Source organism: Gordonia sp. McavH-238-E, assembly GCF_022348225.1.
In the GTDB taxonomy this organism is placed as follows: domain Bacteria; phylum Actinomycetota; class Actinomycetes; order Mycobacteriales; family Mycobacteriaceae; genus Gordonia; species Gordonia terrae.
This window is the reverse complement of sequence record NZ_JAKRFE010000022.1, coordinates 34249-61035: the sequence shown is the minus strand read 5'-3', so window position 1 is coordinate 61035 and position 26787 is coordinate 34249. Positions and strand designations below refer to the sequence as shown.

The window sequence follows — 26787 nt, the reverse complement described above, 5'->3', positions numbered from 1 at the left end:
CATCGCCTACACCCTCAACAACCGTCCTAGAAAAGTCCTTGGATGGAAAACTCCCGCCGAAGTCTTTGGCGAACAACTACACTCGCTACAACAACCCAGTGTTGCATCGACCGATTGAACGCGCCCAATTCCGATCGCGAAAATTCGTACACGCCTTGAACACTCATGGACTCACGGGGTCGATGGGCAAAGTCGGAGCGTGCGGGGACAACGCAGCGATGGAGAGTTTCTTCGCACTCCTGCAACGCAACGTGCTCGACCGCCAACGCTGGGACACCCGCGAGCAGCTTCGGATCGCGATCGTCACCTGGATCGAACGGACCTACCACCGCCGGCGCCGGCAAGCCCGCCTCGGTCGGTTGACGCCTGTCGAGTTCGAAGCAATGATCAACACCGCCGCTGCCGCGGCATGACACCCAAACTGTCACCTATCCGTGCAGCAGTCCCCACCATAGACATGTTCGATACTGCGTGCTTGAAGTACATCTTGTCCTCGCCGAATCCGCGGTCCAAGGCTGAGTCGTAGTATCCATGCCGGATCGGGATGTTCTCGGCGATTGTGCTGTTCCAAGTTTCCGAATTGATCACCCACGACTTGTACCCAGGCGGTGGCGGAGCGGCATTCGCCTCCGCAGGGATCAATGCCACTGCGAGTGCCGCAGTCATGACCAAAACTGAGCGGCGAATTAGTTTTCTCACGTATTTGCTCCCCTACTCGCGTGTAGACATAATCGCTTTGCCGTCGGGTGCGACCGCGGCGAAACCATGCTGGAAGATTTGGCGAAGAATCCCACCCTCGAGTGTTTCGGGGGCTTGAGACGGGTAACCAAGCTTGCCGAGCTCGTACTGCACGGTCTTCCACAGCGCCAGCATCTTCACCGGGACTGGCCACGCTCCCACGGCAGGGTGCCAGTAGATGGCTTCCTTGTTCTCGAAGTAGGTGTAGTGGCCCACGTTGTCGGAAGAGACCTTCTCGTCAGAGGTGGGATAGCCGAACGCCCCGTCCTCTCTGCCGGCCTGCGCCCACCGATCGCGAGTGGCCCCGAACATCTGCCGCGCGCCGGTCTGCTGTGACCAGGTCACCGTCCCGTTGAAGAAGTTGTTGTAGCGGCCGCTGTACTTCGTGACTGCTACCTCGTCTGAGGTGGGGTACCCCATGGGCCCTCCCTCGGCGCCCACAGCGTTCCACTTCGTGCGGATCGCGCCTCCGATCGAGGCGGCCTGCGGATTCTGGGTCGGATGCCAGTAGATTGCCCCACCCACGAACTCTTGACGCCGACCCTGGTTATCGGGGTTCACGATCTCGTCGGTCTTCGGGTAGCCAAGGAATCCTGACTCCCACCCCTTCGAGCCCCACTTGGTCATGAAGCTGTTCACCACCGGGTGTGCACCGTGCGCAGCCGACCAGTAGATCGGCCCGACCATGAATTCGCTGCGCTTACCGGTATTTCCGGGGTTGGTAATCTCGTTGCTGATCGGGAACTTCAAGAAGCTGTTCGGTCCTCCCAGCGAGTTGTACTTGTCGCGGATCACGCCGCACACCTCGTACGGCGCCGGCCAGTACACCTGGCACCCAGCCGCCACACGGGCCGTCATCTGGCGCTTCTCCACGCGAGCTTCCATGACCTCGGCCTTGTCGGCGTCGGCCTTGGAGAACTTGCCGTCACCAGGGATCTTCTCGCAATCCGAACGCATCTTGCCCGGCGTGACGGTGTCCTTCGGGTCCTCAGTCGGAGACCACTTCTCGGTCGCCGGCCGCCCGGACTCACCCTTCGAGCATTCCTCCGCATCCGCGGTTGACGACGACGGAGCCTCCGACGACTCCTCGGACGAACTGGGCGGCGCAGGGACGCTCGACTCCCCCTCCGACGGCTCAGACGGCGGCGGGGTCGTCGGCACCACCGACGGCGTCTCGACCTCCTCAGAGGCCGGCGGGGCCTGCTCCTCCGTCGGCTGCGGCGCCTCCGACTCCGGCTCAGCCGACGGTGAGGATCGCTCCACACTCGACGGCGCCACCGACGTCGTTGATGAGCTCGACGACGCAGGCTCGTCGGCATGGGCTACACCGACGGCAGAGTGCACAACACACAGCAAGGCGCCGCATCCAACAGCTATTCGTACAGGTAGACGCATCGTTGACAAACTCCTCTAATCCAGAGCAATGCGATTGATCTCGCGGAATATGGCGGTACCACGACAGGGACGTTCGGCCATTGCAATTCGGCGCCAACGCCATTCTTGGAATCCCCACCCGCCCGGTTAACTCTCAAATCCGGAGGACGATTTGACCCAATTAAGCGAAGCGTATGACACGCCTGAATTCTTCGCAAGATATTCGCCTAGGTAACAACTCCGATCAATGTTGTTGTTAAATAACAAAATACGGCAACGGCAACGCTAAGCCTGTTGACGGATCATTCAGTGCTGCCGCGGCACCAGGCCCTCCCGCGGCCCGCGTCGCTCCCGCACAATCACCCCGACTGCCTGGTCGCGTCCGGTGTGCCCGAGCTCCCGACGCGAGGTCGCCCGGCCCCATCGGTTGCGGTCTGTCTGCCGGCTGCGCCGTCACCTGATCGGAGCGGCTACGCCGCGCTCTGAAGCCCTTCGGGCTGGGTTGGTTTGCGTTGCCCTGCCGCATTCTCTTACCTCCAGTCGCGGCCCGCAAGGGCGTGAAAAACTAATCCGCCCTGCGGGTTTCAGGGCTGCGCCCCGGATGACTTTTTCACTTCCTCCCTTGCAGTCCACTCCCTCCGGCAAAGAGATGGCCAGTGCAAACGCAAACCAGCACTCACAACGGGAGGGGTCACCATGACCAGCGCCGCCACCATCGCCTACCAGCTGTGCACCAGCTGCGCGGTCGCCGTCGCCTACGGAGACATGAGCGCCCTTGACACCGAGAGCACCGCCGAGGTCGTGGCGTTCATGGCCGATCACGGCTACCTCACCCCCGCTGACGACATCGACCCGCCTGGCTACTGGCTCTGCGAATGCTGCGGCATCGACCAGCTCGGCGCAGGCCGCACCTTCACCCGCGACTAGACCACTGACCAGCCGAAAGGACACAGAACATGAACGCCTGGATCGCCACCAAGGACCCCGCCAAGGTCGAGGCCTTCGCCGAGCAGATCGCCGCGCACGAGCCGAATCGGATCACCGAGGCCGACGGTGACCGCGAGTTCGCCGTGTGGATGTACGGAGTTGACCGTGCGATCCGTAGGCGTACCAACGGATTCAGCCACCGCGACCTGCCCGATTTCGGCTGGAAAGACGCCTACAACGACGACCTGGACCCCGCCGTCGCCGCCGCCGACGCGATCGCCCATTGGGAAGAGTTCGGCGACCTCTAGAAAAGACCTCCGCGTCGCAATCCGGCACGCGGGCAATAGAAAACCCGGCCAGGGTCTAGCTGGCCGGGGTCTCACCCACCACAGTAAGGGAGAAACCCCATGACACACAACACCACCACCGAGACCGTCACCGCGACGGGCGAGCTGCGCCACCTCAACCCGGCCGATCTGGTCATCGACACCAACATTCGCACCGAGGCCGAGGCCACCCTCACCGCCGAGTTCGTCGATTCGATCCGCGACGGCGTGCGTCAGCCGATCCTCGCTGTGGAGGTCGACGGCGAGGTCCGGGTGCGCGACGGGCAGCGCCGGACCCTGGCGGCGCGTAAGAACGCGCTCGCCAGCGTCCCGGTCTACGTCGTGCCGGTCGCGTCCGACGCCGACGACAAGGCGCTGACCATCGATCGGATTGTGGAGCAGCTGGCCAGTTTCGAGCGCGAAGGACTCCGCACCCGTGACCGCGTGGCCGCGATCGAACAACTCGCCCTCGCCGGGATGTCGGCGACCAAGATCGCCAAAGCCACCCGCACCAAGAAGAAGGACGTAGACGCCACCCTGGCGGTCGCGAAGTCCGCGACCGCCCTGGACCTGCTCGACCAGGGCGCAGGGTTGACGCTGGAGCAGTCCGCGACATTGGCGGCCTACGACCACGATCCCGAGGCGCAACAGTGGCTCCTCAACGCCGCGCGCAGCGGACGGTTCGAGCACCAGGCCAAGCAGTTGACCGACAACGCCGCCGAGCGGGTCGAGCTGCTGGCCCAGGTCGCCGCCTACGCCGCCGAGGGGATCGCGGCGGTGACCCGTCAGCCGAGCAACAGCGAGGCCGTCAGCCTCGACCTGCTGCTGACTGCCGAGGGTAAGGCAGCGACGATCGCGGACGTGCCGGTCGATCACCGCGTGGCCTACGTGTGGGCCGACGTGACCGAACAGTGGACCGATGCCGACGGCAACGCCGTCGATGAGGAGGTGATCGACGGGGACCTCATCGATGAGGGCGCCGCTGACGCGCAGCCCGAGGACGGCATGGTCGATCCGCGCACCCTCACCCGAAAGGTCACCCGCGAGATCGCAACCACGTGGTTCGTCCGGCGCAGTGCTGCTGCCGATCTCGGATTCACCGAGCGCCCCTACGGCTACGGCTACAGCACCCCGAGCAGCGCAACGGCCACCGCTGACCTCAGCGACGACGAGAAGGAGGCCCGCAAGCAGGAACGTCGCCGGGTGCGGGTCCTCAACACCGCCAGCCTCACCGCCCGCGAGGTGCGGATCGAGAAGCTGACCGCGTGGCTGGCCCGCAAGACCCTGCCGAAGGGCAGCGCCCCGACGGTCGCGAAGTTCCTCGCGACCTCGATGCGCGCCCATCACGACATGTTTGGCGCGAACAGTATGCAGGGCAACGCCGCCGAGATCGCGGCCACGATCCTCGGCGGTGACCCCGCCGACCTGATCGAGCAGGCCACCACCGCCGACCGCGCCCAGATCATCGGACTCGGCATCGCGCTCGCGTCGCGGGAAGCGCACATGTGGAAAGACGCCTGGCGCAACATCGGTGACCGCCACTACCTCGGCGGCAGCCAGATCAGCGCCCGCGCTGGCTACCTGCACTTCCTGGTCGAGGTGACCGGCTACACCCTCTCCGATGTCGAGCAGGTCATCGCCGGGGACGCCGACGCCGCCGACGTGCCACTCGACTAAACCCCGTTCAGCGGTGGGCCGCGACCTCTCACGGTCGTGGCCCACCGCCCCGGCCCCGCTCATACCCGCCACCTCGAGGAACCATCGTGACCATTACCGGCGAACTGTTCCCCCGCTGCGCCCTGCCCGGCTGCGCGAACCCCACCGACACCCAAGGCCACCCCTGCGGGCAGTGCCGCCGCGACCTCGGTACCTTCCTGCGCTACAACCCCGGCGGCCAGCCGATGACCGCCGCCGCCCACACCGCCCGCGATCACGACGTCGCCCTGGCCTACCGCGCCCAGGAACAGCTACGCATCGACGCCGCTGCCGAGCAACACCTCGCGATCCAGGCCGGTCAGCAGGAGAAGTACGGACAGACCTGTTGGCTGTGCGAGGAACGCCGCAGCTGCGCCCTCATCAACGGGCGGTGGGAATGCCGAACCTGCCGCACGAGCACCGGTTGACCGACCAGCCCGCGGGACATAGCGGAGCGACCTGACGGCCGCACAGCGTTGTCCCGGCCCGGTGGCTCCGCTGCGCTGCGCCACCGACCCGGGAAGAGTCCCAGTCAGGTGGGTGGTCACCTTTTTGCGCGCGCACGTCGACCAAGTGTGACCGACGGGGACCCCCGAGCCGTCAACCCACGCCAGGCGGCTACCGCCCGTTCTCCGCTGCGCTCCGCCCGTGCGCTCCAACCACTTTCGGTAACCCGCGCTCGCTGCGCTCGCAACCGAAAGTGGCTTCCGGCGCGCCTGGCTCTGCGGGGTTGACAGCCCACCCCCGCCGGTCCCCCAGGTCTCTCGACGTCCGCCACACCGGCCGGACCACAACGAAGGGACCTCCTCATGGATTACATCGCTCATACCGTCGACACCGCCGCCGCCGTCGGCAGCGTCGCCGATCTGCTCTGGGCCGCCGCCGACCTCGTGGCCACCAACCCCGAGACCGCCGACCCCATCCACGACGCCGGCCTGCACCTCATCGCCGCCGGCCGAACCACGGCCCGCCGGGCCGGGGCAGCCCGCGAGCTCGCCACGATGATCGCCGAGAGCCGCCACCCCGACCTGGCCGCCACCATCACCGGCGACGACACCGACTGGGCCAGCTGGCAGCGGGTACTCACCGAGCCCTGGCCCATCCTCGCCGATGCGGCCGCCTTCGCCGCCAAGCTCGGCGGACTCGAAGGCCAGATCACCCCAGGACGCTGGACCGCCTAACCGGGCAGCGGGTCGGGGTCGCCGCCACGGCGGCCCCGACCCGACGTCTAGGCCGTCACGAATGATCGGTGTCCCCGCGCCGGCGAATGCGGCGCCGACCACGATCGGCCGCACGGAACACCCGCAACGGCTTGCGCACGCTCTCCACAAGATCGAAGGTGGTCCCGGTGCGTTCGGCCATGTGCCAGTCGATGTTCCACTCGCTGTCGAGGACCATCATGCGTCCCACCGCCCGGTCCTCGTCCCCGGACTGATAGGCGTCCTCGCACACCTGACACAGCGCCCACCAACTACCCAGGATGTGGCCCTTGCCGTACTTGCGGAACCTCGTCTTGTCCGGGTCCAAGTCGTGCAGCCACACCGGCCTCTCGCGACCGCAGAACGAGCACAACGGATACTCGTGGTCGTCGACGTCGAGCGATTCGTCAGCTGGGCTACCCACAACCGTCACGGTAACCGGCGCGAGCACCGACGGTGCTGCCTCTGGCGGCTGCGCCGCCACCTGATCGGAAGCGGCTACGCCGCCACCCAACCGCATCGGGGTTGCTTTGCTGACCCCCACCAGTCTCTTACCTCTGGTCGGCACGGCGACAAGGGCCGCGAAAAACTAATCCGCCCTACGGGTTTGCAGGGCTGCGCCCCGGATGACTTTTTCACTGTGAACACCCTTGCCCCGACCTCCCGCCGGCAAAGACATGGCAGGTGTCACGCAAAGCACCGGCCCGCCGAGGCCCACACCGCAGGGAGGCACCCACCATGGCCCGTACCGCCACCATCAGCCGCGGACAGCGAGCCGCCGAACGCCGCGAACTAGCCGCGCAGCTGCACGCGACCATCACCGACAAGGTCGCCGCACTCACCGGCACCGACGAATGGGCCGCGTTCCTCGACTACGCCACCAAGTTCCACGCCTACAGCCTCAACAACCTGCTGCTGATCATCGCCCAACGCCCCGACGCCTCCCAAGTCGCCGGATACAACAAATGGCTCGAACTCGGACGCCACGTCCACAAGGGAGAAAAGGCGATCCGGATCCGCGGATTCAGTTCCCGCAAGATCACCGACACCGACCCCGAGACCGGCGACGACACCGAACGCAAGATCGCCACCTACCCGATCCTGTCCGTGTTCGACATCGCCCAGACCGACCCCATCACCGAGGTCACCGACTGGATGCGCAAGAAGAACCCCAAGGCCCGGGTCTGGGTCGACCTCGCCAGCCCCGCCCACACCCTCATCGGTGACGATCCCGCCGACATCTACAGCCGCACCGTCGACTACATCACCGCCCAGGGCTGGACCGTCAGCCGCGAGCAGATCCCCGAGACCGGCACGAACGGGTACACCACCACCGACGGAACCCGCCGTATCGTCATCGCCGCCGATCTCACCGACGCCCAGGCCGCCAAGACCGTGCTGCACGAGACCGCCCACGCCCTCATGCACGCCGACATCGACACCGCCGACTACATCGCCCACCGTGGCCGCTGCGAAGTCGAAGCCGAATCCGTCGCCTACGTCGCCGCCGGTATGCTCGGAGTCGACACCAGTGACTACAGCATCGGCTATATCGCCGGATGGGCCGAAGGCAACACCGACGTCATCGCTGACACTGCCGCCCGCGTGCTGGCCACCGCCCGACAGATCGCCGCAGCACTCGACCCCGACACCCTCACCGAGGACGCCGCCTAACCCCGAGTACCGGGGCCGCCCCACCTGGCGGCCCCGGCCGGGAGGCACAGCGGAGCGGCCTGGCGGCCGCGCAACATCATCCGGTGGTGGCCGGCGACTGCGCTGCGCTCCGCACCGGCCACCACCGGGAGTCAACGACCTACTCAGGTGGGTGGTCACCACAGCAGCGCGCACGTCGACCAAGCGTGACCGACCCGGGACCCGACCTGTCAACCCACACCCGCACGCTGCCGTGTGTTCTCCGCTACGCTACGCCCACACGCTCCGACCAGCCCGGTAACCCGTACTCGCTACGCTCGCAACCGAACTGGCCTCCGGCGCACACGGGCTCTACGGGGTTGACAGCCCACCCCGCCCGGTCCCACCAACTCCGACGTTCGCAACCCCGCGAACCCCATCGAAGGAGTCACCATGGCCTGGACCATCACCAACATCGACGTCACCCCAGCGGCCCGCGAAATCATCCGAGCCACCAACATCCTCGACAGCGCCAGCACCGACAACCCGCCAGCACTCATCGACATCGCCAACATGCTCGACCTCAAAATGTCAGAGTGGGCACTCGGACTCGCCGAACTTCTCACCCAGGGCCACGCCATCATCGTCGCCGACGACGACAACCGCGAATGCCTCATCCTCACCACTACACCCATCTACGGCACGGCGTAGGCCGGGGCTACGCCCCTGGCGCTCCGCGCCCGGGGCAGCCGTCCCCCTCACCGTTCTCTCCGGCGAGATCGGTCCATTTCGCGACGTGCTGCCGTTCGGCCTCTGCCAACGTCCAATCCCACACCCTCCTGCCGAACGGTGTCAGAGTGAACCTCTCAACCTGGAGACTAGGTTCATCAGAGTTTTCTACCGCGACTTCTCGCTCAAACACCCCCATGTCTGTCAGCTTTTCCGCAACGCTAAACAGGTAGTTGGCCCGCTGCGCTAGCATAATTCCATTCTTTCCCACTTCCTGCATGAACTCTCGCGGGAAATGGGCCGATATCTCCGCCGACGCACGATCGCGACTCAAGCCGAGGCGCTCAGCCTTGAATGCGATTCGCGCCGCCAGAAAAATGGCAACCGAAACTGCGAGGAATGTCAGTGCCGTGACAGCAACGACCCGCCAACCGGGGTCTACTAGTGCTGCTATGAGCGTCCCCACGCTGAAAACGGCTGCTGCTACTAGCGATACCAACGGCCATTCAAATTGCGCGACTCGCTCGCGCGCGCCCGCCCAGAACCCTCGTTGATCCGCCGCCAGCCGCCGGTCGAAGTCTACAAGCTCCCGAGCAATTGCGCTCTCGACAACGTTTCTTGAATCGAGGTAAACGGGCATATTCTTGCGAATATCTACCAGATTCTTTAGACGCTCGTGTGGTGTCTTCTTTGCGTTGCGAGCTGCAACAATAGCTGTAATTCCGGCGACCACCAAAGGCGTCACAATGAAACGTAGCCAATCTCCCCAGGTAAGCGACATGCGGAAAGTATGACGAAGACAACCCGGGACCACTAGTGCTGCCGCGACACCAAGCCCTCCCGGACCCGCGTCGCTCCCGCACAATCACCCCGCCTGCCTCGTGCGTCCGGTGTGGTCGCGTCAAGCCGTACTGCTGGCAGTACGGCAGTGCGGAGCTTTCCTGTCGGCTGCGCCGACACTCTGAAAGGACCGGGGCTTCGCCCCGACCGGAAGTGTGCGGCAGCGCCGCACGGGCAGGGGTTTGTTGCCCCCTTCCATTCTCGTACCTCTGGTCGGCCCGGCGACAAGGGCCGCGAAAAACTAATCCGCCCTACGGGTTTGCAGGGCTGCGCCCCGGATGACTTTTTCGCTGTGAACACCCTTGCACCGACCTCCCGCCGGCGACGAGATGGCAGGTGTCAAACAAACCACCCGGCCGCAGGAGGAACCCACGATGGCACGCCCGACCCGCAACGGCACCCAGCGCGACGTGTTCACCACCACCAGTCGCGCACACCAGAACCGCCACACCATCCGCACCGCCAAGCGCCAAGCCAACCGCCAGGACCGCGCCGCCGCCCGCCGCGACCTCCGCGCCCACCACTGACCACCCCCACACGCGAAGGAGCACATCATGACCACCAGCCGCGCCGCACTGACCACCATCCCCACGACCCTCAGCGACGGCACCCGCGCCCGTGTCATCGGCCGCGTTGACGCCTTCCCCGGACACCCCGACCCCGGCACTCCGGTCGAACCACTCACCGCCGGCACCAGTGAGCCGGTCACCGACCTCGACGGCCCGCTGTTCGCGCTCGTGTCGGTGACATGGGCAACCGAAGTGACCACCGTCAACGCCCACACCGGCACGTCACGCACCCAGTACGTGCCCGGCCTGCTCGGTAGCCCGATGGGTACCAGCTGGTACCTCGCCATGGTCACCCCCGGTGAGCACGGTTTCACCCTCACCGGCCGCCACGCCGCCGGACACCGCACCGCCACCCTGCCCGACCTGGACGGCATCGACGCCCCCCGACAGGTGAAAGTCCATGACTTCGCCCTGCACCGCTGACCACACCCCACCCAACGCCCACCGAGGAGAGGACCCGAACCCATGACTGAAATCACGATCACCCACACCGCCGCCGACGGCACCCTCGCCGACGGCATGGTTCGCGGTGACGGCACCTACGAACTGTTGAAGGCGAACGGTTTTCACTGGTTCCGTTCCCTCGGCCTGATGGGCATTCAGGCCAGCCGTGACCGCCAGCCCAACGAACACAAGATCAGCCGCGCCGCCCGCGCTCTCACCGCCGCCGGCCACACCGTCACCGTCGAGATCGACCGCACCCACCGCGACCCCGCCCAAGCCGAAGCCGACCGCGCCGCCCGCCAAGCCGACCGGGTCGCCGCACTCGAGAACAAGGCCCACCGCCGCGCCGCCGACGCCGAGGCCGCATGGACCGCCGAGCAACGGGCCGCCGCAGCACTCCCCCCAGGCGGCGAGCCGATCAAGGTCGGACACCACAGCGAAGCCCGGCACCGCCGCGCGATCGATCGCGCCCACAACACCCTCGGCAAAGCCGTAGCCGCCGACCGCGACGCCGACCACGCCGCCCACCGCGCCGAATCCGCCGCCCGAACAACCGAACAGCGCTACAGCCCGGTCACCGTGGCGAACCGGATCCAGAAACTCGAAGCCGAGCAGCGCGCCGATCAACGCGCCCTCGACGGGCACACCCGAACCCTGTTCACCGACGCCCGAGGCGTCAAACACACCGAGGAAACCACCGCCGCGACCGGCGAGTACCGCGAACGAATCATCGCCCGCATGGCCGAACGGGCCGCGAACATCACCTACTGGCAGGGCATCCGCGCCACCCAGATCGCCGACGGACAGGCCGGCGATTACAGCCCCGACACCATCACCGCCGGTGACCTCGTCAAGATCCGACACCACGGCTGGACGCCCGTACTACGCACCAACACAAAGACCGTCAGCGTCCAAACCCCGGCACCGTTCGGCGGCCGCATGATCCGCCACACCGTGCCCTACCCCGAACTCCAAGGCCACCGCCCCCAGAACGCGACCACCGCCACCACAGAGGACGCGGCCATGGCCTGACCCGCGACCGGACCCACCCCGCGCAGGCGGGGCGGGTCCGGTGTTTCGGGCATCGAACCCGAACCACCGCAGGGCGCTCCGCGCCCACCGCACACCAGCAGGTCGGCAGCCTGGCTGCCGCGCGCCCTGTCCAGCACGCACCACCCCACACAGATGGGTAGATAGCAAACCATAAGTTTGCTATCGTGGCCGAGCATTCATTCTCATGGTTGTCACACCGAGAGATGAGGCTCCCCCGGAGGGGAGACGGCGGCCGACCCCAAGCTCTGCTCACCGTCTCCCCTCCCCCCTCTCGGTGGCCCCGCCACGTTGTCGACACCGCAACAGCATCAACCGTTCTCGTCGTGGATGCGTTGCTCTCTCCGCTTACCTACCGGGGCTTCGCCTGACCTGCCGAATTGTCATGGCGCCCAACCGGACCGCGTCAAATCCGTTTCGGCAACAACTCGCCACGCGCTCTGCCTCGCTCCCGCTCGGCGCCGCTGACTTCGCGGCGACTTCTTCCCTGCACTCCATTGACACCCCCCGCCTGGGCGAATGGGCGGCAAGTATCAGGAAAAGCACCACCACCAGACACCCTGAAAAGAGTCTGCGAACATCGAAAACAGTTGCACGACAACGCAATACGCGATACAATGGACACACAGACCAGCACTCGCGACGACACCAGAGAAGGGCCGACACCATGAGCGAGAACACCACGATCACCGTCTACACCAAGCCCGCCTGCGTGCAGTGCCACGCCACCTACAAAGCCCTCGACAAGCAGGGCCTGACCTATCAGGTGGTCGACATCAGCACCGACGACGCCGCACGTGACTACGTGATGAGTTTGGGCTACCTGCAAGCCCCCGTAATCGTTGCCGGAGAACAGCATTGGTCCGGATTCCGCCCCGACCGGGTCAAGGCGCTCGCGGCCGCCGCGTGAAGAGAACAGGACTCCTCGTCATGACCAACACCACCGACTATGCGCAGCGTGCTGTGGCCTACTGGGCGAAGTCCGAACGGGCCTACGCCGACGGCGATCCCCGCTATGGCGACGAGCTCGCCGAGCTGGCCGCCCAATGCGAACAGTGGGCGTACGAAGACCTCACCGGCGTCCGCAGCGACGTCGCCTAACCCACCGATACGAACAAGGAGACAGCAGGTGATCGTCATGGCCGACAAACCCGAGGTCGCACCCTGCGATGTGCCGCAGCCGCCGGCCACCGCGATCGAACCTCTGCCCGAACTGGAAACCGTCACCGCCGGAGACGACCTCACCCTCACCGGCACCATCGGTGACGACACTGCAGAAGTCGACAACACACTCGCCCTGGAACTGGACATGCTCACCGCACTGCTGTGGGCACCACCGGCCCGGGCCCGCCAAGTCGTCGAGGCGCTAGTCGGGTCCCGCGCCGACCGCGACGCCGGCACCACCACCACAGTTCTTCCCGCCGGCAGTGTGGTGTTCCTCAGTGCCGTGCATCAGGACGTGTTCGACACCGTCGTGACGTTGCTCGACGAAGGTAGCCCCGCCACACCCGTTCTGGTCAATGCGCGTTTTGCCGATCGAGGACTCACCACCCGTACCCGCAGCGTCATGCTCGAAATCGCCTCCCCGCGTCACGGCCGCCCCGTCGCCGACAGCGCCGACCTGCCCCACCTCGCCGCCGCCCTCATCGACGGCTGGTACCGCCGCGGCTTCCGCGCACTACTGGCCCGCATGACCCACGTGACCACCGAGCGGCCCACCGCCGAACTCGCCGGCCACTGGACAGCCCTCACCGGCCACCAGCAGGCCGCCGAAACCCGGTGGCTGGCCATCCGCGACACCCTCGCCCGTATCTGACGCGCTGTCCACTGCCCACCGCAGAAGGAGAGAGAACACCTATGGAATGGACAGGCACCATCCTCATCGCGGTCGGGGCCGTCGCGATCCTCGCCTCAGGGATAGTGCGGCAGCGCGTTGACCACTTCCGGCCTCGTCACCGCGAGACCGCAGCGGCCGCTGTGGCCCGTGCACGGCAACTTCAACGGGTCGCGATGGCCTTGGCCGTGATCACCGTCGTATGCGGTGCCACCGCAGCCGCCCTCAACAACGGCAGCACCACGATGTGGGTGTGCGGCACTGTGGTGCTCCTTGCGGGAGCGGCCCAGTGCTCCCTCGCTGCGCGGGTTCGCATCCCCGATGTTCAGCACCTTCGCGACCTCGGCTTCGACAACGGCAAAGGCACGCCGTGATGACTGACGACGATCACGAGGCCCAGGACCGAGAGATTCAGGACCTCGCTGCCGACATGCGCGAGCACGGCCGCAGCTGGACCGACATCGCCCACGAACTCGCGATCCCCGTCGCCACGGCACAGCTCGCCGTCGACCAAGCCCACCACCGTGCCGCCGAACTCGCTGCCCGCGACCAGATCGCCCTGTTCTGATCACGCGCCGAAGAAACACCCCCACCAACGTGGAGAGAGTCGATGACTGCACCGCACGCCCGCACCGAGGACGAGGTCCTGGCCGCGGCGACCGCCGGCCACATCATGGCCGGGATGCCGCCCACCGACGGCGATGTCGCCGCCGCCCGCCGGGTGCTGCGCGGGCACACGTCTGTCGAGGAAGAGTTGGCGAAGCTGGGCGACGAGCTGTCTAGGTCGCGATCGGCCCGAGCACGCCGATGATCGGTAAACTGTGTACGACGAGACATTCAGGAAAGGCAGGTGCGGAGATGATCGAGTCACGATGGATCACCCGCTGGCCGGAGTTGTTCGCCGGCCTCACCGACACCCAGGTCCGTGGTGTCGTGCAGGCAATCGACAACAACGTCCTCGAGGGCTGGGACCCGCAACGCGCCGACATCGACCTGGTCACCCGCTCGGCGCGCGGCGAACTGACCGACGCCGAAGTCATCGCCGAAGCCGTCGCCATGGCGACAGGCACACAAGCGGCACACGCCCTCGGCTGACACACACCCCGCGTACTTGTTTCGCGACGGCACCGCCTCGTCGAGGTGGTGCCGTCGTCGTGTCTGGAAGGTGAGGGTGAGTGACCGCACAGGATGACTGGGACGCCACGTTCATCCCCGGCACGACCGTGTTGGCCAACAAACTCGGCCTCACCGACGGCGACGCGCTCGCCGCGGCTGAGTACACGATCGCCTTTCACCGCGAAGCGATGATCGCCGATGGACGTATCCCGATCGCCCCTACCTATGACGCCGAGCACCTGCACACCATCCACGCCGCGTTGTTCTCCCCGATCTACGAGTGGGCCGGCGTACCGCGCACCTATCCGTTGAGCAAAGACGGTCTGCCGTTCGCTGACCCGAACCAGATCGGCCGCTACCTCGATCACGCCCGCGACCACATCGCCGCCGTCGACTGGACCGGCCTGGACCACGGCGGGTTCGCTGTCGAGGCCGCCACCGTCTACGCCTCAATCAACATGAGCCACCCCTACCGCGAAGGCAACGGCCGCGCCGCCAAGGTGTTCATGTCCCAACTCGCCGCCGATGCCGGCTACCGCCTCGACTACGGCCGCATCACACCGCAACAGTGGGTCAACGCCGCCATGCTCTCCCACCCCGACCGCGGCACGTTCGATCCCGTACCCGACAGTATGGTCCCGGTGTTCGCGCGGATCGCCGAACCTCTCACACGACAGCAACCGAGTGCCGCTGAGCGCGCCGCGCGCATCGCCACCCGCGGCACATCCCGGGTGTCACCGACTGGCCGCGCCACGCAGGCGGGCTACCGTCGGTCTGCTGGCCGCTCGGCCACCGGGCGAACGCCCGAGAGCGGGTTTGAGCGCTGACCCATCTGCGCGGCGCGCATGTCGCGTCTAGAGCGTCACTCGGTGTCGTCGAGCCACCTTTCCGTTGCCTGCCATCCGAGATGACGCAGGTTCACCTGGGAGGCGTACTGGTCGAGATATGTGGCCGACGCTCGCAGGGCGACCGCCGCGTACTCCTCACGGTCGAGCGCAGACAGGTCCTTTGGGAGGATGCCTGCCAGCGCGTTGATGAGGTCGCGGTCGGGGCGTTCGATGAGGCGTTGGGCGACAGGGCTGATCCACCGATCCCGGCCGTGAGTGAGGTCCTCGTGCATGGTGTGGATCATCAGGACGTGCGGGGCGTAGCTGGATGCGGTCGTGGCGAGTGCGCGCAGCGCTTCGTCGCGCCGGGCAATTCGCTCCCGTCGGTGGGCTGGGTTGTTCGCCTCGGCGACACGCTGGGTGCGTTCTTCCCGCACCGCGCCCGCGGCCTGTTCCACGGCGAGTGCGAAGTTGGGTGAGGTCATGATCTGACCGGTGATGCGCACGGTTTCGAACTGTTGCCACACGGTGTCGAACTGTGTGGTGCTGATGCTCAGCGCGTCGCGCACGGTGGCCGCGAACCGGTCTCTGCTCGCGCGGTTCGTCGCAGCGGGCAATTCTGCGTGCTGGCGATCGAAGTCAGTGAGGTCCAGGAGCGACAAGTTCCGGTGGTCGCCGACCGCGGGCACGGCGATGATGCGGGCGAGGGTTTCGTAGCGGTTGCCGGCGACCGCGCCGAGCGCGGCGGCGTAGACAAAGCGTGTGGCGACCAGTAGGGGTAGTTCGAGAAGCACTGTTTGTCCGTTGGCGCGGATGGTGTGTGCCCATTGTTCGATGAGCGGTAGCCACCAGTGGTCGGTGGCTGCGGTGCCCCACCGGGCGAGGGTCGCCACCGCGGCGACGGTGACCGTGCATCCCTCGTCGATCTCGGCGACCAGCTTGGCGTAGTGGTCGCGGTCAACGGTGTTGAAGTTGGTGAGGTTGAGCGCGGGCAGGGTTTCCACTCGGGCAGCTTCGGCGGTGAAGGTGTCGTGTGCGGTGATGGCTGGGTGGTCGCCGGCGAGATCGCGTTTGATGCGCTCGACGATCACCGCGGCGGTCAGTGGGTGGCGTGCCTGGCGGGTGCGCATCGCGGCCACCGCGTCGGCTAGTCGGGTGAATGCTTCGTCGGCGGTCGCTTCGAAGGCGCGCGCACCGAGTGCGGCCGCGACCTCGCGCGCTTCACCTTTCAGTGGGCTCGGGTTGATCCACGCGGAAGTGTAGAAGGGCCGGTAATTGCCGCGCAGTGTGTCGCGCAGGGCGTGGTCCCATTGCGCGGACCATCCGGCGATCAGGAGTCCGTGGGAGCCCACGATGTCGCGCAGCAGCGCGTGCATGTGGGGCTTGTAGGTGCCGAGTTCGTCGTCGGTGTTCAGCATGGAGCTGGCGTCGCGGTAGCTGCCGTGCAGGTGCACCACGCAGCACTCCACGGTGTGCAGTGGTGGCAATCCTTGCGCGGCGCTGTCCGTGGCCACGACGACCGGTTCGACGCCGACCTCGCGCAGCGCGGCCTCGAAGAGATGGTCGAAGTTCATCGTCACGATCACCCGCACGGTGCCGTCGGCGACCAGCCGCGCGATCGCCCGGTGCGCGGCGGTCGGTTCCGGTAACACCGGGGCACCGTTGCTATCAGCAGGTTCGAAAAACTCGCGGAGCACTGCCCCGCGTTCGTGCTGCCCGGGCGCGACTTCGGCGAGGATGCCGCCGTAGGTCAGTGGCTTGTTGAAGGTGGCTGCGAACCAGTCCTCGACGGTGTCCCCGGTCAAGGTCGTCGCGGTGGCTTCGTCGCCCCGGACGCGGCAGACCCGCTGCGCGAGGTCGACCACGATCTCCCACGCGGTCGGTACCGCACCGAACGACACACCGGCGCCGGCGAGGACCGCGTACGCGCCGGGAGTGGAGTGCATCGAGAACGCCAGCGGGAGGTACGGATCGTCGATCCCGGCATCTGCGGAGTCGGTCATGGCAGCACTCTACGAGTCCGCTGCGACACCACACCCTCGGTGGGACCGGGTGCACCGCCGGCCGGAGAGCGCCAGGCGTCCACCCGCAGACCCTCCCGCTGTCCCCAGCCGACGTTTCGCCACCAGCTTGGGGGCGGCGGGCCGCAGTCCCAGCGGCCGATAACGACCACGCTGTGCGTGGACTCGGTACCCCCGCGCGCATGCGCGCTCACACCGAAAAGCACCCCGCCTCGCGGGAGCAAGTTATAGTTTAGGTGCCCTAAACCTTGCTCACCGTCCCTGTCGTCGGTACGGTGAGAGCACAGACCGGCCGTCGGTGCGGTAGTCCCACGGGTGGGGTCGCTGCGCTGGGCTGACCGGCGGATGCCGGGAACGATGCACAGAGAGGGCCACGCGATGGCGGAGTCAGAGAACACTCACCGCGCGTTCGGTCGTCGACGTCGTCGCAACCATCCGGGCGGGCGGGATGCGCGGATCGTGGTCAAGGTGAGCCCGGTCGAGGACGCCGAGCTGCGCAACCGCGCCGAGGATGCCGGCATGACGGTCCAACGGCTGCTGGTCACCGGCGCCCTGTCCCCTGCCGGTGGTGCGCCGGTCAATCACGCCGAGAAAGTCGCGGCGTGGAAGGAGGCCACCGACATCCGCAATCTGCTGTCGGGGATCGCGGTGAACATGAACCAGATCGCTCGGCACGCCAATAGCGAGCGTGAGGTGCCGGCCGATTTCGAGGCTGCGGTGGACGCGGTGCACCGGGCGTCGGCTCGGGTACGAGATGCGTTCGGCGAGGTGTTCGGGGTGTCGTTTCCCGCGACTAACAAGCCCGCCGCCGAGGGTGCGGGGGACGCGCCGAGTGGTCCGATCACCGCTGCCGAGGGCGAAGGCTGGTCGGTCTAGATGCCGATGATTCCGGCGATTTCGTCGGGCGCACGGATGCAGGGTTTGGTGATGTACCTGGCCGGTCCGGGCAAGGCGAACGAGCACACCAATCCGCATGTGGTTGCTGCGTCCTCGCGGGCGGTGTTCGCCGCCGGCGGTGCCGGCGCGGAGATGCAGCGCGAGCATGCGTACGAGCTGGGTCATGCACTCGATGAGGCGCGGGTGGTGTTCGGTACCGAGGTCACCCGACGCGACACCGCCGCCCTCAAAGCCGCCCAGGAACGCGGCGTCACAGGCAAAGCCGCGATCGCCGAAGCGACCCGCGATGAAAACGTGTGGCACTGCTCGCTGTCGCTTCCGCCAGATGCTGCCGCGCTCGACGACGCAACGTGGTCGGCGATCGCGCACGACTTCATGCAGGGCATGGGTTTCGACGGCCCGGACGCCGCCGACGCACGTTGGGTCGCCATCCGCCACGGGGTGACCAAGAACGGCGGCGACCACATCCACATCGCCGCATCACGTGTCCGCGATGACGGCAGCGTGGTCGCCAAGTGGCGACCGCACCCGACCCGCGGCGGCAATGAAGGCGACTACGCCCGTGCACAACGCATCGCCCGGGATCTGGAAGCCAAGTACGGCATGGAAGTGCTGTCGAGCTACACCAAGAACATGGCCGCACGCGGCCGCTCGCACGCCCAAGACGCCGCAACCCGCGGCGCTGACGGTGCCGAGCCGCGTATCGCTGAAGCGCCGTCGGTGATCCTGGCGCGCCGTGTCCGGGTCGCGGCGGCGGCCGCGGAGAGCGAAGCCGAGTTCGTGCGCCTCGTGCGCGCCGACGGCTTGGTGATCCGGTCGGCCCGCTACGACAAAACCGACCCGAACGCGGTCACCGGATTCAGCGTCGGCCTGCCCGCCTCGGAGTACGCCAACAAACACGGCCAGCCGGTCATGCACGGCGGCAAGAAGCTCGCCGAAGACCTCTCCCTCCCCCGCCTACGGGAGGGCTGGATCGACGACGACAAGTCCCGCGCGGATGCGCGCTCGGCGTGGGATCACGCCGACGAACGTGCCCCCGGCACACACACCCGCCGCGACTCCGATGCGCGTTCGAGTGGGCAGAAGCACACCGCCGACACGACGACCACCGAACGCGACACACCCGCTCGCGGCGACGACGTCGACGTGTCGGTGCGGCTGCGCGACCTCCTCTCCCCGATCGCCCGTGCGGCGGCGACAGAGGCCGACTACGCGGCTGCATTGCGCGCCCACCCCGAGCTGCTGGCGCGCCCACGGTTCGCCAAAGGCTCCACCACCGAAGTCACCGGCTACGTTGTCGCGCTGCGCCCGAGCATCGCCGCTGACGCCGACGGGAAACCGATCTGGCGCAACGCCAGCTACCTCGGCGACGGTCTCGCGCTCAAAGACTTGCGCGGCCGATGGCCCGAGGGCGAGAGCCATCGAAAGTTGGCGGCCGCGGCCTGGGCGCGCACACGCAACGACACCGCAAGCACGCAGCAGCCCGACCCGGATGCTGCGCGCGGTGCGCACGAGGATGCGCGCCGATGGGAACGCACCGTGACCGGTGTCAGCGACAAGACCTCACGCGGCTGGCACTCCGCGGCCGCCGACACCGCGGCTGCCGTCGGCGCTGCTGCGCGCACCGCCAGCCCCGCCGATGCCGCGCACCTCAACCGACTCGCGGACTCGCTGAGTTCGGTGTCGGGGCACCGTCGCCCGACCCGCGCACCGGCGGCGCGCAGCCGCACGTCTGCGCGGCGGGTCGCGGCGACCATGCTGGCCGCCAACCGTGACGACACCACCTTGTTGTGGCTCGCCGTGATGAAGCAGGTCCTGGCCACCAGCGCGGCGATCAGCGACGCCATGGCCGCGCAGGGTCACGCTCGCCAGGCTGCGCAGATTCGGGCCGCGGTCGGAGCGACAGAGCGCCAGTTCGCCGGCCGCGCCTACACCCCGGTACGCGAACCGGTGGCTGCTGCGCGCACTAGCGGTGGACGTCCGACGGCGACGACGGCGCGGCCACGAACACACGGTGAGGACCGCGACGCCGGCCGCGGCCGGTAACCCGGGTCGCTGCCTGTGCGTTGCGAGTGGCGAAATCACCGGCATGATCGAAGCTATGACCACTCACCCAACGCCGTCGCCCGTTCCTGCACGGGCCGTCCAGGAAGTTCTACTCCTGGAGCTCGTCGATGCGCTGTTGCGTCTGGATCCCGAACCGCTTGAGGCGTTCGACCGAGACCTCAACACATTCGACAAGGTGGCCGCTGCGCCCGGTGACTTTGCGGAAATGATCGAACCGGCCAGTGACCGCTCCCAGCTCGTGCGCGAGCAACCACGGCTACGCATGCTGCTGGCCATCCTGCGCGGTGCGCTCACCGCCGCCCGGACTCCGGTACCGGGCGAGCACACCGTCGAGCACTACTTCCGTCGCGCAGCCGCTCTCGTCACCGTGGCAGAGATCGGCGGACGCCGCTACGCGCAGCTCCGACAGCTGGCCGGCGGCCAGCCGTAGTTTTCGCCGATCTTTGCCGGGAGGTCGTTGGCGATCGGCGCGCACAAACACAAAGGCCGGTGTCACCCGAATACGGGTGACACCGGCCGGGAATCGTGGGTCTAGTTCACGCTCCCAGCTGTGCCCGGTAGTACCAGGTGCCGTTGAGCCCCCGGTAGCACGGTTGTTCATTGACCCAAGCGGCGTTGCTGGCGCTGGCGGCCTCACACGCAACGATGCCGTTGAAGGGTCCGAAGGTTCCCCAGTCCTTGTAGTGACTCAGTGGTTGAGCCGTTGCGGGAGCGGCGAGGGTGGAGCCCCCTACGGCGAGGGCGGCGGCGGCGAGGCTGCCGACCAGGATGCGTTTGGCGGTCGTGGTGAGCTTCATTTGATGTCTCCTGTCGTAAGTGGTGGTTGTGGTGTCGATGGGTCAGCTGGCGATGGATACTGGCGGCGTTGTCTGCTCACTCCTTTCCTGTGCGGGCTCGGCGGGCTTCTCCGCGGCGGTCGTTGCCCGGCGTGCGCGGGGCTTAGACGCTCCAGAACGCGTGCGCCCGCCGCGGGGTTGTGCGTTCAGCGGCGCGAAGTCGAGCTGGTCGAGCTTGGCCGCGGGTGCGCCGTTTTTCTTGGCTTCCTTCACCAACTCGGCCAACCGGCTCAACCGTTGGCGGTCCTCGGCGAGGAAGTGGTCACGCGTGGTCGCGATCTCGGCGGCCAGCCGCGCGGCGGGTTCGAGTGCTTCCCGACGGCGGCGCTGCCGCTCGGCCAACGCCTGCGCCTCGGCGGCATCGTCGGCCTCGATTTCGGCGAGCAAGTTACTGGGATCGAACTGGGTCACTGCACTGTCCTTTCGGTCGGGATGGTGGTTAAAGGCCGCGGCCGCGTTGGCGGTCGGCGGTGAGGGTGCTGGATCGGCGGGCGGTGGGCTGTTTCTGGCCGGTGCTGGCGGCGGCCCTGCGCGGGTTGGTGGGGTGGTCGCGGGCCGCGGTCGCGGCGGCTTTGCCACTCTCGGATGTGCTCACCGCGGCCACGCGGTCTGCCCGGGACTGCCCGGCCTGTTCGCCGACCTCGGGCGAGGTGGCGGCCTCGGCGCGTTCGGTGGCCAGGTCCGACAGCTCGGCGGCTTGTTCGGCGTCGAGGTCGGCGGCTTGGGCTTGGGTCAGCAGCGCGGCGACGTGCACGCCGTCGCGGTCGGTGGCGTCGCGGCCGTCGGCGTTCAGTGCCGGGGGCTGCCCAGGTGCCCAGTGTTCGGCGCGGGACTGGGTGTAGCGTTCGGCGGCCTCGTGAGGTGAGCTGCGCATCAGCTCGTCGGGGTCGAGGCCGTAGTCGCGGATGAGGTCACCGATGTTGTCGCGGACTGCGGCCGCGGTTGCGCTCTGCTCGGCGTACCGATCGGCCATCGCGTAGAGGTCGACGACGTTGCGGCCGTCGGCGCGCTCGGCCCAGTGTCGGTCGTGGGTGCGCTCCCCCAGCCGGGCGGGTTCGATGCCGTAGTCCTCGCGGATTTTGCGGGCGAGCTCGTCAGGGCTGGCGTGTTTCCAGTAGTCGGCATTGGGTTGGGCGACCGCGAGTTCGGCGCGCACCTGCCGCTGGGTGTTGGCGGCCTCGGCGGCGAGGGCGGTGTACACCGTGTTCGGCGCCAGCGGGTCGGTGGCGGTGGCGGTCTCGCGGGCTTTATTCGCCGCGCGCCGAGCCCACGATTCGATGAGCGAGGAGGTGTGGGCGATGGCCACGGCCAGCGCCCGTTCCATGCCTTGTTCGAGTTCGCGGGTTTCCTGCTCGTGCTCATTCATCGGCGGTGTCCTGTTCGTCGGTGGCGCTCATCGCGGCGCGTAGGGCGCGGTCGGTCAGTTGCTCGGTGGGAAGCGGTCTCGGCGGTCGGTTGTGGCCTCGGTCGGCGTTGCACCCCTCGAACGGGCCATCGGCCGACATGAGGACCGCCATGTGGTGGTCGGCGTGATCGCGCCACCACACACTCATCCCGGTTGCGGGGTCCAGGCGCAGCGATTCATAGGCGCGCCACACCGCTTCGAGCCGTGAGACGGCTTCGGCGTGTTCGAACCACCGTGGGCACCACAGCCGCCCCGGTTTGGTCTCGACGTGGCGGGCGTAGAGCACCACGAGGTGGTCGTCGACGAACTCATAGACCGACTCAAACTCGGTCTCCGGGGTCGCCGCCGTCTCGTACCCCACGTCGTCGTCGGACTCGGCGAAATCGTCGAAGCCATCATCAATCAGCAGGTCGGTCATGCCGCGTCTCCTTCGTCGGCGGTGTTGACGGCCGTCGCCGGTGTAGCCACGTCGTCCTGTTTTTGTGGGTCGTATTCGGCCAGTGATTGGCGGATCAGTGGTGCATACGGTTTGTCCATCCACGGAATCGGTTGCAGGATCGTGGGCGGGTTGCCGGCGGAGAACAGCAGCATCCGGCCGCGGGGCCAGGAGGCGAGATCGCGGATGGTGAAGATGTTTTCGCGGGTGGTGTGTTCCGATACCGACTGTGAGCCAGAGCTTTTGCCTGTTCCACTGGACCGCGACACGTTGAGTGCGCGGCGTTCGTACTGGCCGGCGAGCTTGGTCAGGCTTTCCAGGTAGGTGGTCTCGCGGACGTTGCCGCCGTAGATGTAGATGTTCGATGACGATTCGAGCAGTTTCATCGGCCGTTCCCCGAACACGCCGATCCCTTGGGACCACGATTGCAGGATGGTCATGATGATGATTCCGCGTGACCCGTAGTGGGAGTACAGCTTCGGCAGATCGGGCCAGCGCACGACGTTGGCGGCCTCATCGAGGGCGCACAGCAGCGGCACCGGTAGCCGCCCGCCCGGGGAGGCAGTGGCGATCGCCTCGGCGGTTTTGGTGGTGGCCATGGTCAGCGCCGCGACCAGCGGGCCGACCGAGCCGACTCCTTCACGTGAGAGGCAGTACAGCGTTTCGCCGCGGCGGATGTAGCCGGCGAGGTCGAGGTGGGGGCGCTGGTCGTCGGGGCCGGTGCGCGAGACCCACGGCCGCACATTGCGCCCGCGTAGGCATTTGGCCATCTTGATCGCGGTTCCCCAGATGCCGTCGGCCTGCTTGTCGGTGAGGTTCAGGCGGGCGTTGAGGGCGTGGGCCACCATCGGGTAGTCGTGCTCGCGCAGGATAGCGACGGCGTCGTGGCCGTCGGCTCGCACCACCAGCCGCTCGAACACGGTGGTGATCGGTTCGCCGGCCAGTGCGGAGGCCAGGATGAGGTTGGCCAGGAGGTCTTCGCCCTCGGGCTCGAAGTAGGGGTCCTTCTTGGCGTCCTGGCCGTCTTCGCCGGCGGCGAAGAGTTGGGCGAGTTCTTCGGCGCGGGTCTCGTCGGTGACGTAGCTCAGCGGGTCCCAGAACCACCACGGTTCCTCGTTGGCGACCGATTGGGGGTCGAACACCCACACCTGGCGGGTTGGGGCGCCGGTGGCGTCGCGGAACTCCCGGACCAGGCGGGTGTGGTCGAGGTTGCCGCGCTTGTTCTCGGTGGCCAGCACCGCTCCGGGGGCCTCGCAGATCGCCGGAATGATCCTCGAGGTGGACTTGCCCTGGCGGGGTCCCCAGATGTCGAGGTGCATGTCCTCAAACGATCCGTAGATCGGGGTGCCCGACAGGGTCTTTCCCAGCGGCACACCGATGGTGCTGGAGAACCCGGCCGGGGCCGCGTCCTGGTCGACGCCGAGGTCCCGGGCCTTGGCGGCGACCGACTTTTCGGTCACCGACGCGATGTCGGCGCCGCTGCCCAAGTGCTGTTGGGCGGTGTCGACGCGCGAGCGCTTCGGCCGCCGCCGCCAGCGCAGCACCGCATAACCGGCGGCCGCGACGACCGGCAGCAGGATGACGATCAGCCACACCGTGGCCGCGGACGGCCAGCGCAGGTCGCCGGTGACCAGCTGGATCGGCGCGGCGAACGGGTTGGCCGGCACCGTCTGCCCGCCGGCCAGATGCAATGCCGCCCAGCTCAGCAGCGACACCACCACGACCACCCCTACCCCGGCGAACAGGAGTTTGTCGGAGTGGTTGCGGGTGGGTTCGGTGGACGTCCCCGGGGTGGCGGCCATCAGGCGACCTCCCCCTCATCCGCCGTGGCCGTGGGCTCGGCGGCGTCGAGGAGGTCGGTCAACGACACCTCACGCCAGGTGCGGAAGCCGGGCATCCGGCACACCTCCAGCGCCGGGTTGTCCTCGCCGTTGTCGATCACCTCGACGGTGACGAAGACGCTGTGCCTGAGGATGTCTCGCTGCAACGCGCGGCTGGTGATCCGGTGGTTGGACACCACCAGCCGCAACCCGATCAGGTCGAGCTTCTTGTCCTCGCGGGCCCGGCCGGCGAGGTAGATCGCTTTACGGGCGGCTGCGAGGTCGGCGCTGTCCTGGTCGTCGACCCGGTCGTTGTCGTGGAACTCCCCGTACCAGGGATCTTCGCCGTGTTCGGAGCACACTGCGAATGAGTTGACCTCGCTGTCTCCGGCGGCGTACAGCGTCACCTGTGGTGCGGTGTCGGCCGCGGCGTCCATCTCGGCCAGTCGGGTGTCGAACGCCTTCTGTCGCAGGTCGTCGTAGTCGACGTGGAGTTGTTTGCGTAGCTCGGTCTTCCACTTGCGGAACAGCGAACCGGTGTCGATGCCGTGGTCTTGGGCCCACGTGAACAGCTCGGAGTGGGTGGTCATCGCTTTGAGCGTGTCGGCGTTGTCGCGCACGGAGTCTCGGGCGGTGTCCCAGTCCTTGGCGTCGGAGGCGCTGTTCTTCTTCGTGGTGGTCATTGCAGTTCCTTTCCGGTTGTGGCGGTTGATGTTCGAGGACCGATGGTGGGTGCCAGCGCGGCGATCGCGGCGCCGGCCGTGGCGACGATGACCGTGGAGGCCAGCCAGGTCGCGGCGTCGTGGTTGCTGGCCATTGTGATGACCAGGCACGCCCCGACCAGGGCCAGCAGTAGCCGGAACATGCCGGCCCCGCCCGGGGTGTAGACAGTCATGACGACCATCGCGGCGATCCCGGTGATCGCGAGTGCGGCGGCGGTGATCGCGGCGGAGGCCGGGCTCGGTGTCACTGGCGGGGTGCTGGCGAGGTGTTCCCACACTGCGTCCGGGGTGCGGTCGGTCAGATACCGCACCAGCCACACCACCAGGGCGGTGACGGTCACGGTCACCACCGTTCCCCCAATCAGGCCGTGGACGCCGTCACGTGTTGTCGGCGGCCGCGGTGGTGCCGAGCGGTGTCCGGTGCGGTCGTGTCCGGTGCGGTCATAGCCGTAGCGGTTGAACCCGGCCCGGTCGTAGCCGTCGATGTCGAATCCGGCTTCGTTGAACCCGTCGAGGTAAAACCCGTCGCGGTCGCGGCCCAGGCGGTCACGCCCGGCCCGGCCGAACCCGTAGCGGTCATAACTGAGTGCGTCGTAGCCGTCGCGGTCGAATCCGGCCGAGTCGTAGCCATAGGCGTCGTATCCGTCGCTGTAGTGGTTGTTCGGGTCGTAGGGGACGCTCACTGTGCTGCTCCTAGCGTCGTGGTGTCGGTCAGGTCCATGCGCCACATCCGCCAGCGCTGGTCGTCGTCACGGGAGAGCGCGATGTCGAAGGTCATCAGCCGCCACGGTGTGGTGGTGCCGTCGGCGTGCATGATGTTCTGGGTGACCAGGGCGCGCCGCAAGACGTCGAGGTCGCCGGGCCGGTCGGTGCGCGCGGTGACTTTGACTGCGGCAACGACGATGTCGTGGTTGGTGCGCCACTGCTGCCACTCGGGTAGGGCCCGCACCGTGTCGTCGTCGCCGCGGGTGGCCACGGTGCGTAGCGCCCCGGACAGCCACGGCACCGCTCTCCGCATGCCGTCGCCGGAATCGGCGTCGGTGGCTGGTTCCCAGCTGTAGATGCGTTGCAGCGCTTCGGTCGCGGACTCATCGGGGCTGTCGCGGAGCTGGGGGCCGTCGCCGGCCGGTAGTTGGTGGCTGTGGTCGTGGCCGCTGTGATCGTCGTGGGTGTTCGGTTGCGGGTCCGAGCCCCCGCAGGCGTTCAGCACGAGCGCCACGACGAGTGCTGTGCAGCCGATTACGGCCAGCCGCACGACTGTGCGTAGGTGTCGGTGCATGGCG

34 protein-coding genes and 1 pseudogene are annotated in these 26787 nt (G+C 67.4%); 23 read left to right on the top strand and 12 right to left on the bottom strand.

Translation table 11 applies throughout. The features are described 5' to 3' along the window. Window positions 1-122: 122 nt before the first annotated feature. Window positions 123-413, top strand: a pseudogene (locus tag MHN80_RS23755) (IS3 family transposase); the annotation flags it as partial. Between the two features lie 298 nt (window positions 414-711). Here the strand turns inward: MHN80_RS23755 and MHN80_RS23750 are convergent. Continuing rightward, complete coding sequence (locus tag MHN80_RS23750; RefSeq protein ID WP_239403927.1) at window positions 712-1695, bottom strand: LGFP repeat-containing protein; 984 nt, start codon at window positions 1693-1695, stop codon at window positions 712-714. 10 nt (window positions 1696-1705) lie between these two features. Between MHN80_RS23750 and MHN80_RS23745 the strand changes: the two genes are divergently transcribed. From MHN80_RS23745 to MHN80_RS23720, 6 genes are all read left to right on the top strand, one after another. Further along, window positions 1706-2152 (top strand): hypothetical protein, encoded by a 447-nt coding sequence (locus MHN80_RS23745; RefSeq protein ID WP_239403926.1) that lies wholly within the window; start codon window positions 1706-1708, stop codon window positions 2150-2152. Window positions 2153-2808: 656 nt separating this feature from the next. Further along, complete coding sequence (locus tag MHN80_RS23740; RefSeq protein ID WP_239403925.1) at window positions 2809-3039, top strand: hypothetical protein; 231 nt, start codon at window positions 2809-2811, stop codon at window positions 3037-3039. A 29-nt stretch (window positions 3040-3068) separates the two neighbouring features. Beyond that, entirely contained in the window at window positions 3069-3347 is a 279-nt protein-coding gene (locus tag MHN80_RS23735) for a hypothetical protein (protein WP_239403924.1), read from the top strand. Window positions 3348-3446: 99 nt separating this feature from the next. Next, window positions 3447-5042, top strand: a complete 1596-nt coding sequence (locus tag MHN80_RS23730; RefSeq protein ID WP_239403923.1) for a ParB N-terminal domain-containing protein — start codon at window positions 3447-3449, stop codon at window positions 5040-5042. A gap of 86 nt (window positions 5043-5128) precedes the next feature. After that, window positions 5129-5488, top strand: coding sequence for a hypothetical protein (locus tag MHN80_RS23725; protein WP_239403922.1), 360 nt, complete (start codon window positions 5129-5131; stop codon window positions 5486-5488). 381 nt (window positions 5489-5869) lie between these two features. Further along, window positions 5870-6241, top strand: a complete 372-nt coding sequence (locus MHN80_RS23720; protein ID WP_239403921.1) for a hypothetical protein — start codon at window positions 5870-5872, stop codon at window positions 6239-6241. Window positions 6242-6296: 55 nt separating this feature from the next. On the opposite strand, the gene MHN80_RS23715 is transcribed toward MHN80_RS23720, so the two are convergent. Next, window positions 6297-6683, bottom strand: coding sequence for a hypothetical protein (locus MHN80_RS23715; protein WP_239403920.1), 387 nt, complete (start codon window positions 6681-6683; stop codon window positions 6297-6299). A 314-nt stretch (window positions 6684-6997) separates the two neighbouring features. On the opposite strand from MHN80_RS23715, the gene MHN80_RS23710 reads away from it, so the two are divergent. Beyond that, window positions 6998-7933 (top strand): ArdC-like ssDNA-binding domain-containing protein, encoded by a 936-nt coding sequence (locus tag MHN80_RS23710; RefSeq protein ID WP_239403919.1) that lies wholly within the window; start codon window positions 6998-7000, stop codon window positions 7931-7933. A gap of 411 nt (window positions 7934-8344) precedes the next feature. Continuing rightward, window positions 8345-8602, top strand: a complete 258-nt coding sequence (locus MHN80_RS23705) for a hypothetical protein (protein ID WP_239403918.1) — start codon at window positions 8345-8347, stop codon at window positions 8600-8602. Between the two features lie 7 nt (window positions 8603-8609). On the opposite strand, the gene MHN80_RS23700 is transcribed toward MHN80_RS23705, so the two are convergent. Next, window positions 8610-9401 carry a hypothetical protein gene (locus tag MHN80_RS23700; RefSeq protein WP_239403917.1) on the bottom strand — a complete coding sequence of 264 codons (792 nt, stop codon included), beginning with the start codon at window positions 9399-9401 and terminating at the stop codon, window positions 8610-8612. A gap of 433 nt (window positions 9402-9834) precedes the next feature. Between MHN80_RS23700 and MHN80_RS23695 the strand changes: the two genes are divergently transcribed. The 11 genes from MHN80_RS23695 (at window position 9835) to MHN80_RS23645 (ending at window position 15300) form a co-directional block, all read left to right on the top strand. Continuing rightward, complete coding sequence (locus MHN80_RS23695) at window positions 9835-9987, top strand: hypothetical protein (protein WP_239403916.1); 153 nt, start codon at window positions 9835-9837, stop codon at window positions 9985-9987. A 27-nt stretch (window positions 9988-10014) separates the two neighbouring features. Further along, the gene (locus MHN80_RS23690) at window positions 10015-10452 is read left to right on the top strand and encodes a hypothetical protein (RefSeq protein ID WP_239403915.1); all 438 of its coding nucleotides are present in this window, start codon (window positions 10015-10017) and stop codon (window positions 10450-10452) included. 42 nt (window positions 10453-10494) lie between these two features. Beyond that, on the top strand, window positions 10495-11505 hold the full coding sequence (locus MHN80_RS23685) for a DUF3560 domain-containing protein (RefSeq protein ID WP_239403914.1): 1011 nt from the start codon (window positions 10495-10497) through the stop codon (window positions 11503-11505). 685 nt (window positions 11506-12190) lie between these two features. After that, window positions 12191-12433, top strand: a complete 243-nt coding sequence (gene nrdH / locus MHN80_RS23680) for a glutaredoxin-like protein NrdH (protein WP_239403913.1) — start codon at window positions 12191-12193, stop codon at window positions 12431-12433. A gap of 20 nt (window positions 12434-12453) precedes the next feature. Beyond that, complete coding sequence (locus tag MHN80_RS23675) at window positions 12454-12624, top strand: hypothetical protein (protein WP_239403912.1); 171 nt, start codon at window positions 12454-12456, stop codon at window positions 12622-12624. 28 nt (window positions 12625-12652) lie between these two features. Continuing rightward, window positions 12653-13339: a hypothetical protein gene (locus tag MHN80_RS23670; protein WP_239403911.1), complete on the top strand. Its 687-nt coding sequence runs from the start codon at window positions 12653-12655 to the stop codon at window positions 13337-13339. 41 nt (window positions 13340-13380) lie between these two features. Further along, window positions 13381-13731 (top strand): hypothetical protein, encoded by a 351-nt coding sequence (locus MHN80_RS23665; protein WP_239403910.1) that lies wholly within the window; start codon window positions 13381-13383, stop codon window positions 13729-13731. Next, on the top strand, window positions 13731-13925 hold the full coding sequence (locus MHN80_RS23660; protein ID WP_239403909.1) for a hypothetical protein: 195 nt from the start codon (window positions 13731-13733) through the stop codon (window positions 13923-13925). The genes MHN80_RS23665 and MHN80_RS23660 overlap by 1 nt, the downstream gene beginning before the upstream one ends. A 42-nt stretch (window positions 13926-13967) precedes the next feature. Then, window positions 13968-14168 (top strand): hypothetical protein, encoded by a 201-nt coding sequence (locus MHN80_RS23655; RefSeq protein ID WP_239403908.1) that lies wholly within the window; start codon window positions 13968-13970, stop codon window positions 14166-14168. Window positions 14169-14215: 47 nt separating this feature from the next. After that, entirely contained in the window at window positions 14216-14452 is a 237-nt protein-coding gene (locus MHN80_RS23650) for a hypothetical protein (protein ID WP_239403907.1), read from the top strand. Between the two features lie 80 nt (window positions 14453-14532). Beyond that, a complete protein-coding gene (locus tag MHN80_RS23645) occupies window positions 14533-15300 on the top strand; it encodes a Fic family protein (protein WP_239403906.1) in 768 nt (255 codons plus the stop codon). 35 nt (window positions 15301-15335) lie between these two features. On the opposite strand, the gene MHN80_RS23640 is transcribed toward MHN80_RS23645, so the two are convergent. Beyond that, on the bottom strand, window positions 15336-17303 hold the full coding sequence (locus MHN80_RS23640) for an SIR2 family protein (protein ID WP_239403905.1): 1968 nt from the start codon (window positions 17301-17303) through the stop codon (window positions 15336-15338). A 396-nt stretch (window positions 17304-17699) separates the two neighbouring features. Between MHN80_RS23640 and mobC the strand changes: the two genes are divergently transcribed. The 3 genes from mobC to MHN80_RS23625 are packed head-to-tail and all read left to right on the top strand — an operon-like array spanning window position 17700 to window position 20715. Next, the gene (gene mobC / locus MHN80_RS23635) at window positions 17700-18197 is read left to right on the top strand and encodes a plasmid mobilization relaxosome protein MobC (protein ID WP_239403904.1); all 498 of its coding nucleotides are present in this window, start codon (window positions 17700-17702) and stop codon (window positions 18195-18197) included. Between the two features lie 6 nt (window positions 18198-18203). Then, window positions 18204-20264, top strand: a complete 2061-nt coding sequence (locus MHN80_RS23630; protein ID WP_239403903.1) for a relaxase/mobilization nuclease domain-containing protein — start codon at window positions 18204-18206, stop codon at window positions 20262-20264. Between the two features lie 55 nt (window positions 20265-20319). After that, a complete protein-coding gene (locus MHN80_RS23625; protein ID WP_239403902.1) occupies window positions 20320-20715 on the top strand; it encodes a hypothetical protein in 396 nt (131 codons plus the stop codon). A gap of 106 nt (window positions 20716-20821) precedes the next feature. Here MHN80_RS23625 and MHN80_RS23620 read toward each other — a convergent pair whose 3' ends face one another. The 8 genes from MHN80_RS23620 to MHN80_RS23585 are packed head-to-tail and all read right to left on the bottom strand — an operon-like array spanning window position 20822 to window position 26783. Beyond that, window positions 20822-21082: a non-hemolytic enterotoxin B gene (locus MHN80_RS23620; protein ID WP_239403901.1), complete on the bottom strand. Its 261-nt coding sequence runs from the start codon at window positions 21080-21082 to the stop codon at window positions 20822-20824. 42 nt (window positions 21083-21124) lie between these two features. Beyond that, a complete protein-coding gene (locus MHN80_RS23615; RefSeq protein WP_239403900.1) occupies window positions 21125-21532 on the bottom strand; it encodes a hypothetical protein in 408 nt (135 codons plus the stop codon). 28 nt (window positions 21533-21560) lie between these two features. Then, entirely contained in the window at window positions 21561-22487 is a 927-nt protein-coding gene (locus MHN80_RS23610; protein ID WP_239403899.1) for a hypothetical protein, read from the bottom strand. Beyond that, window positions 22480-22944 carry a DUF4913 domain-containing protein gene (locus MHN80_RS23605; RefSeq protein WP_239403898.1) on the bottom strand — a complete coding sequence of 155 codons (465 nt, stop codon included), beginning with the start codon at window positions 22942-22944 and terminating at the stop codon, window positions 22480-22482. Before MHN80_RS23605 ends, MHN80_RS23610 begins: the two co-directional genes overlap by 8 nt. Next, on the bottom strand, window positions 22941-24764 hold the full coding sequence (locus MHN80_RS23600; RefSeq protein ID WP_239403897.1) for a type IV secretory system conjugative DNA transfer family protein: 1824 nt from the start codon (window positions 24762-24764) through the stop codon (window positions 22941-22943). Before MHN80_RS23600 ends, MHN80_RS23605 begins: the two co-directional genes overlap by 4 nt. After that, window positions 24764-25465 (bottom strand): hypothetical protein, encoded by a 702-nt coding sequence (locus tag MHN80_RS23595; RefSeq protein ID WP_239403896.1) that lies wholly within the window; start codon window positions 25463-25465, stop codon window positions 24764-24766. Before MHN80_RS23595 ends, MHN80_RS23600 begins: the two co-directional genes overlap by 1 nt. Then, a complete protein-coding gene (locus MHN80_RS23590; RefSeq protein ID WP_239403895.1) occupies window positions 25462-26187 on the bottom strand; it encodes a hypothetical protein in 726 nt (241 codons plus the stop codon). The genes MHN80_RS23595 and MHN80_RS23590 overlap by 4 nt, the downstream gene beginning before the upstream one ends. Beyond that, a complete protein-coding gene (locus MHN80_RS23585) occupies window positions 26184-26783 on the bottom strand; it encodes a hypothetical protein (protein WP_239403894.1) in 600 nt (199 codons plus the stop codon). Before MHN80_RS23585 ends, MHN80_RS23590 begins: the two co-directional genes overlap by 4 nt. Window positions 26784-26787: the final 4 nt, after the last annotated feature.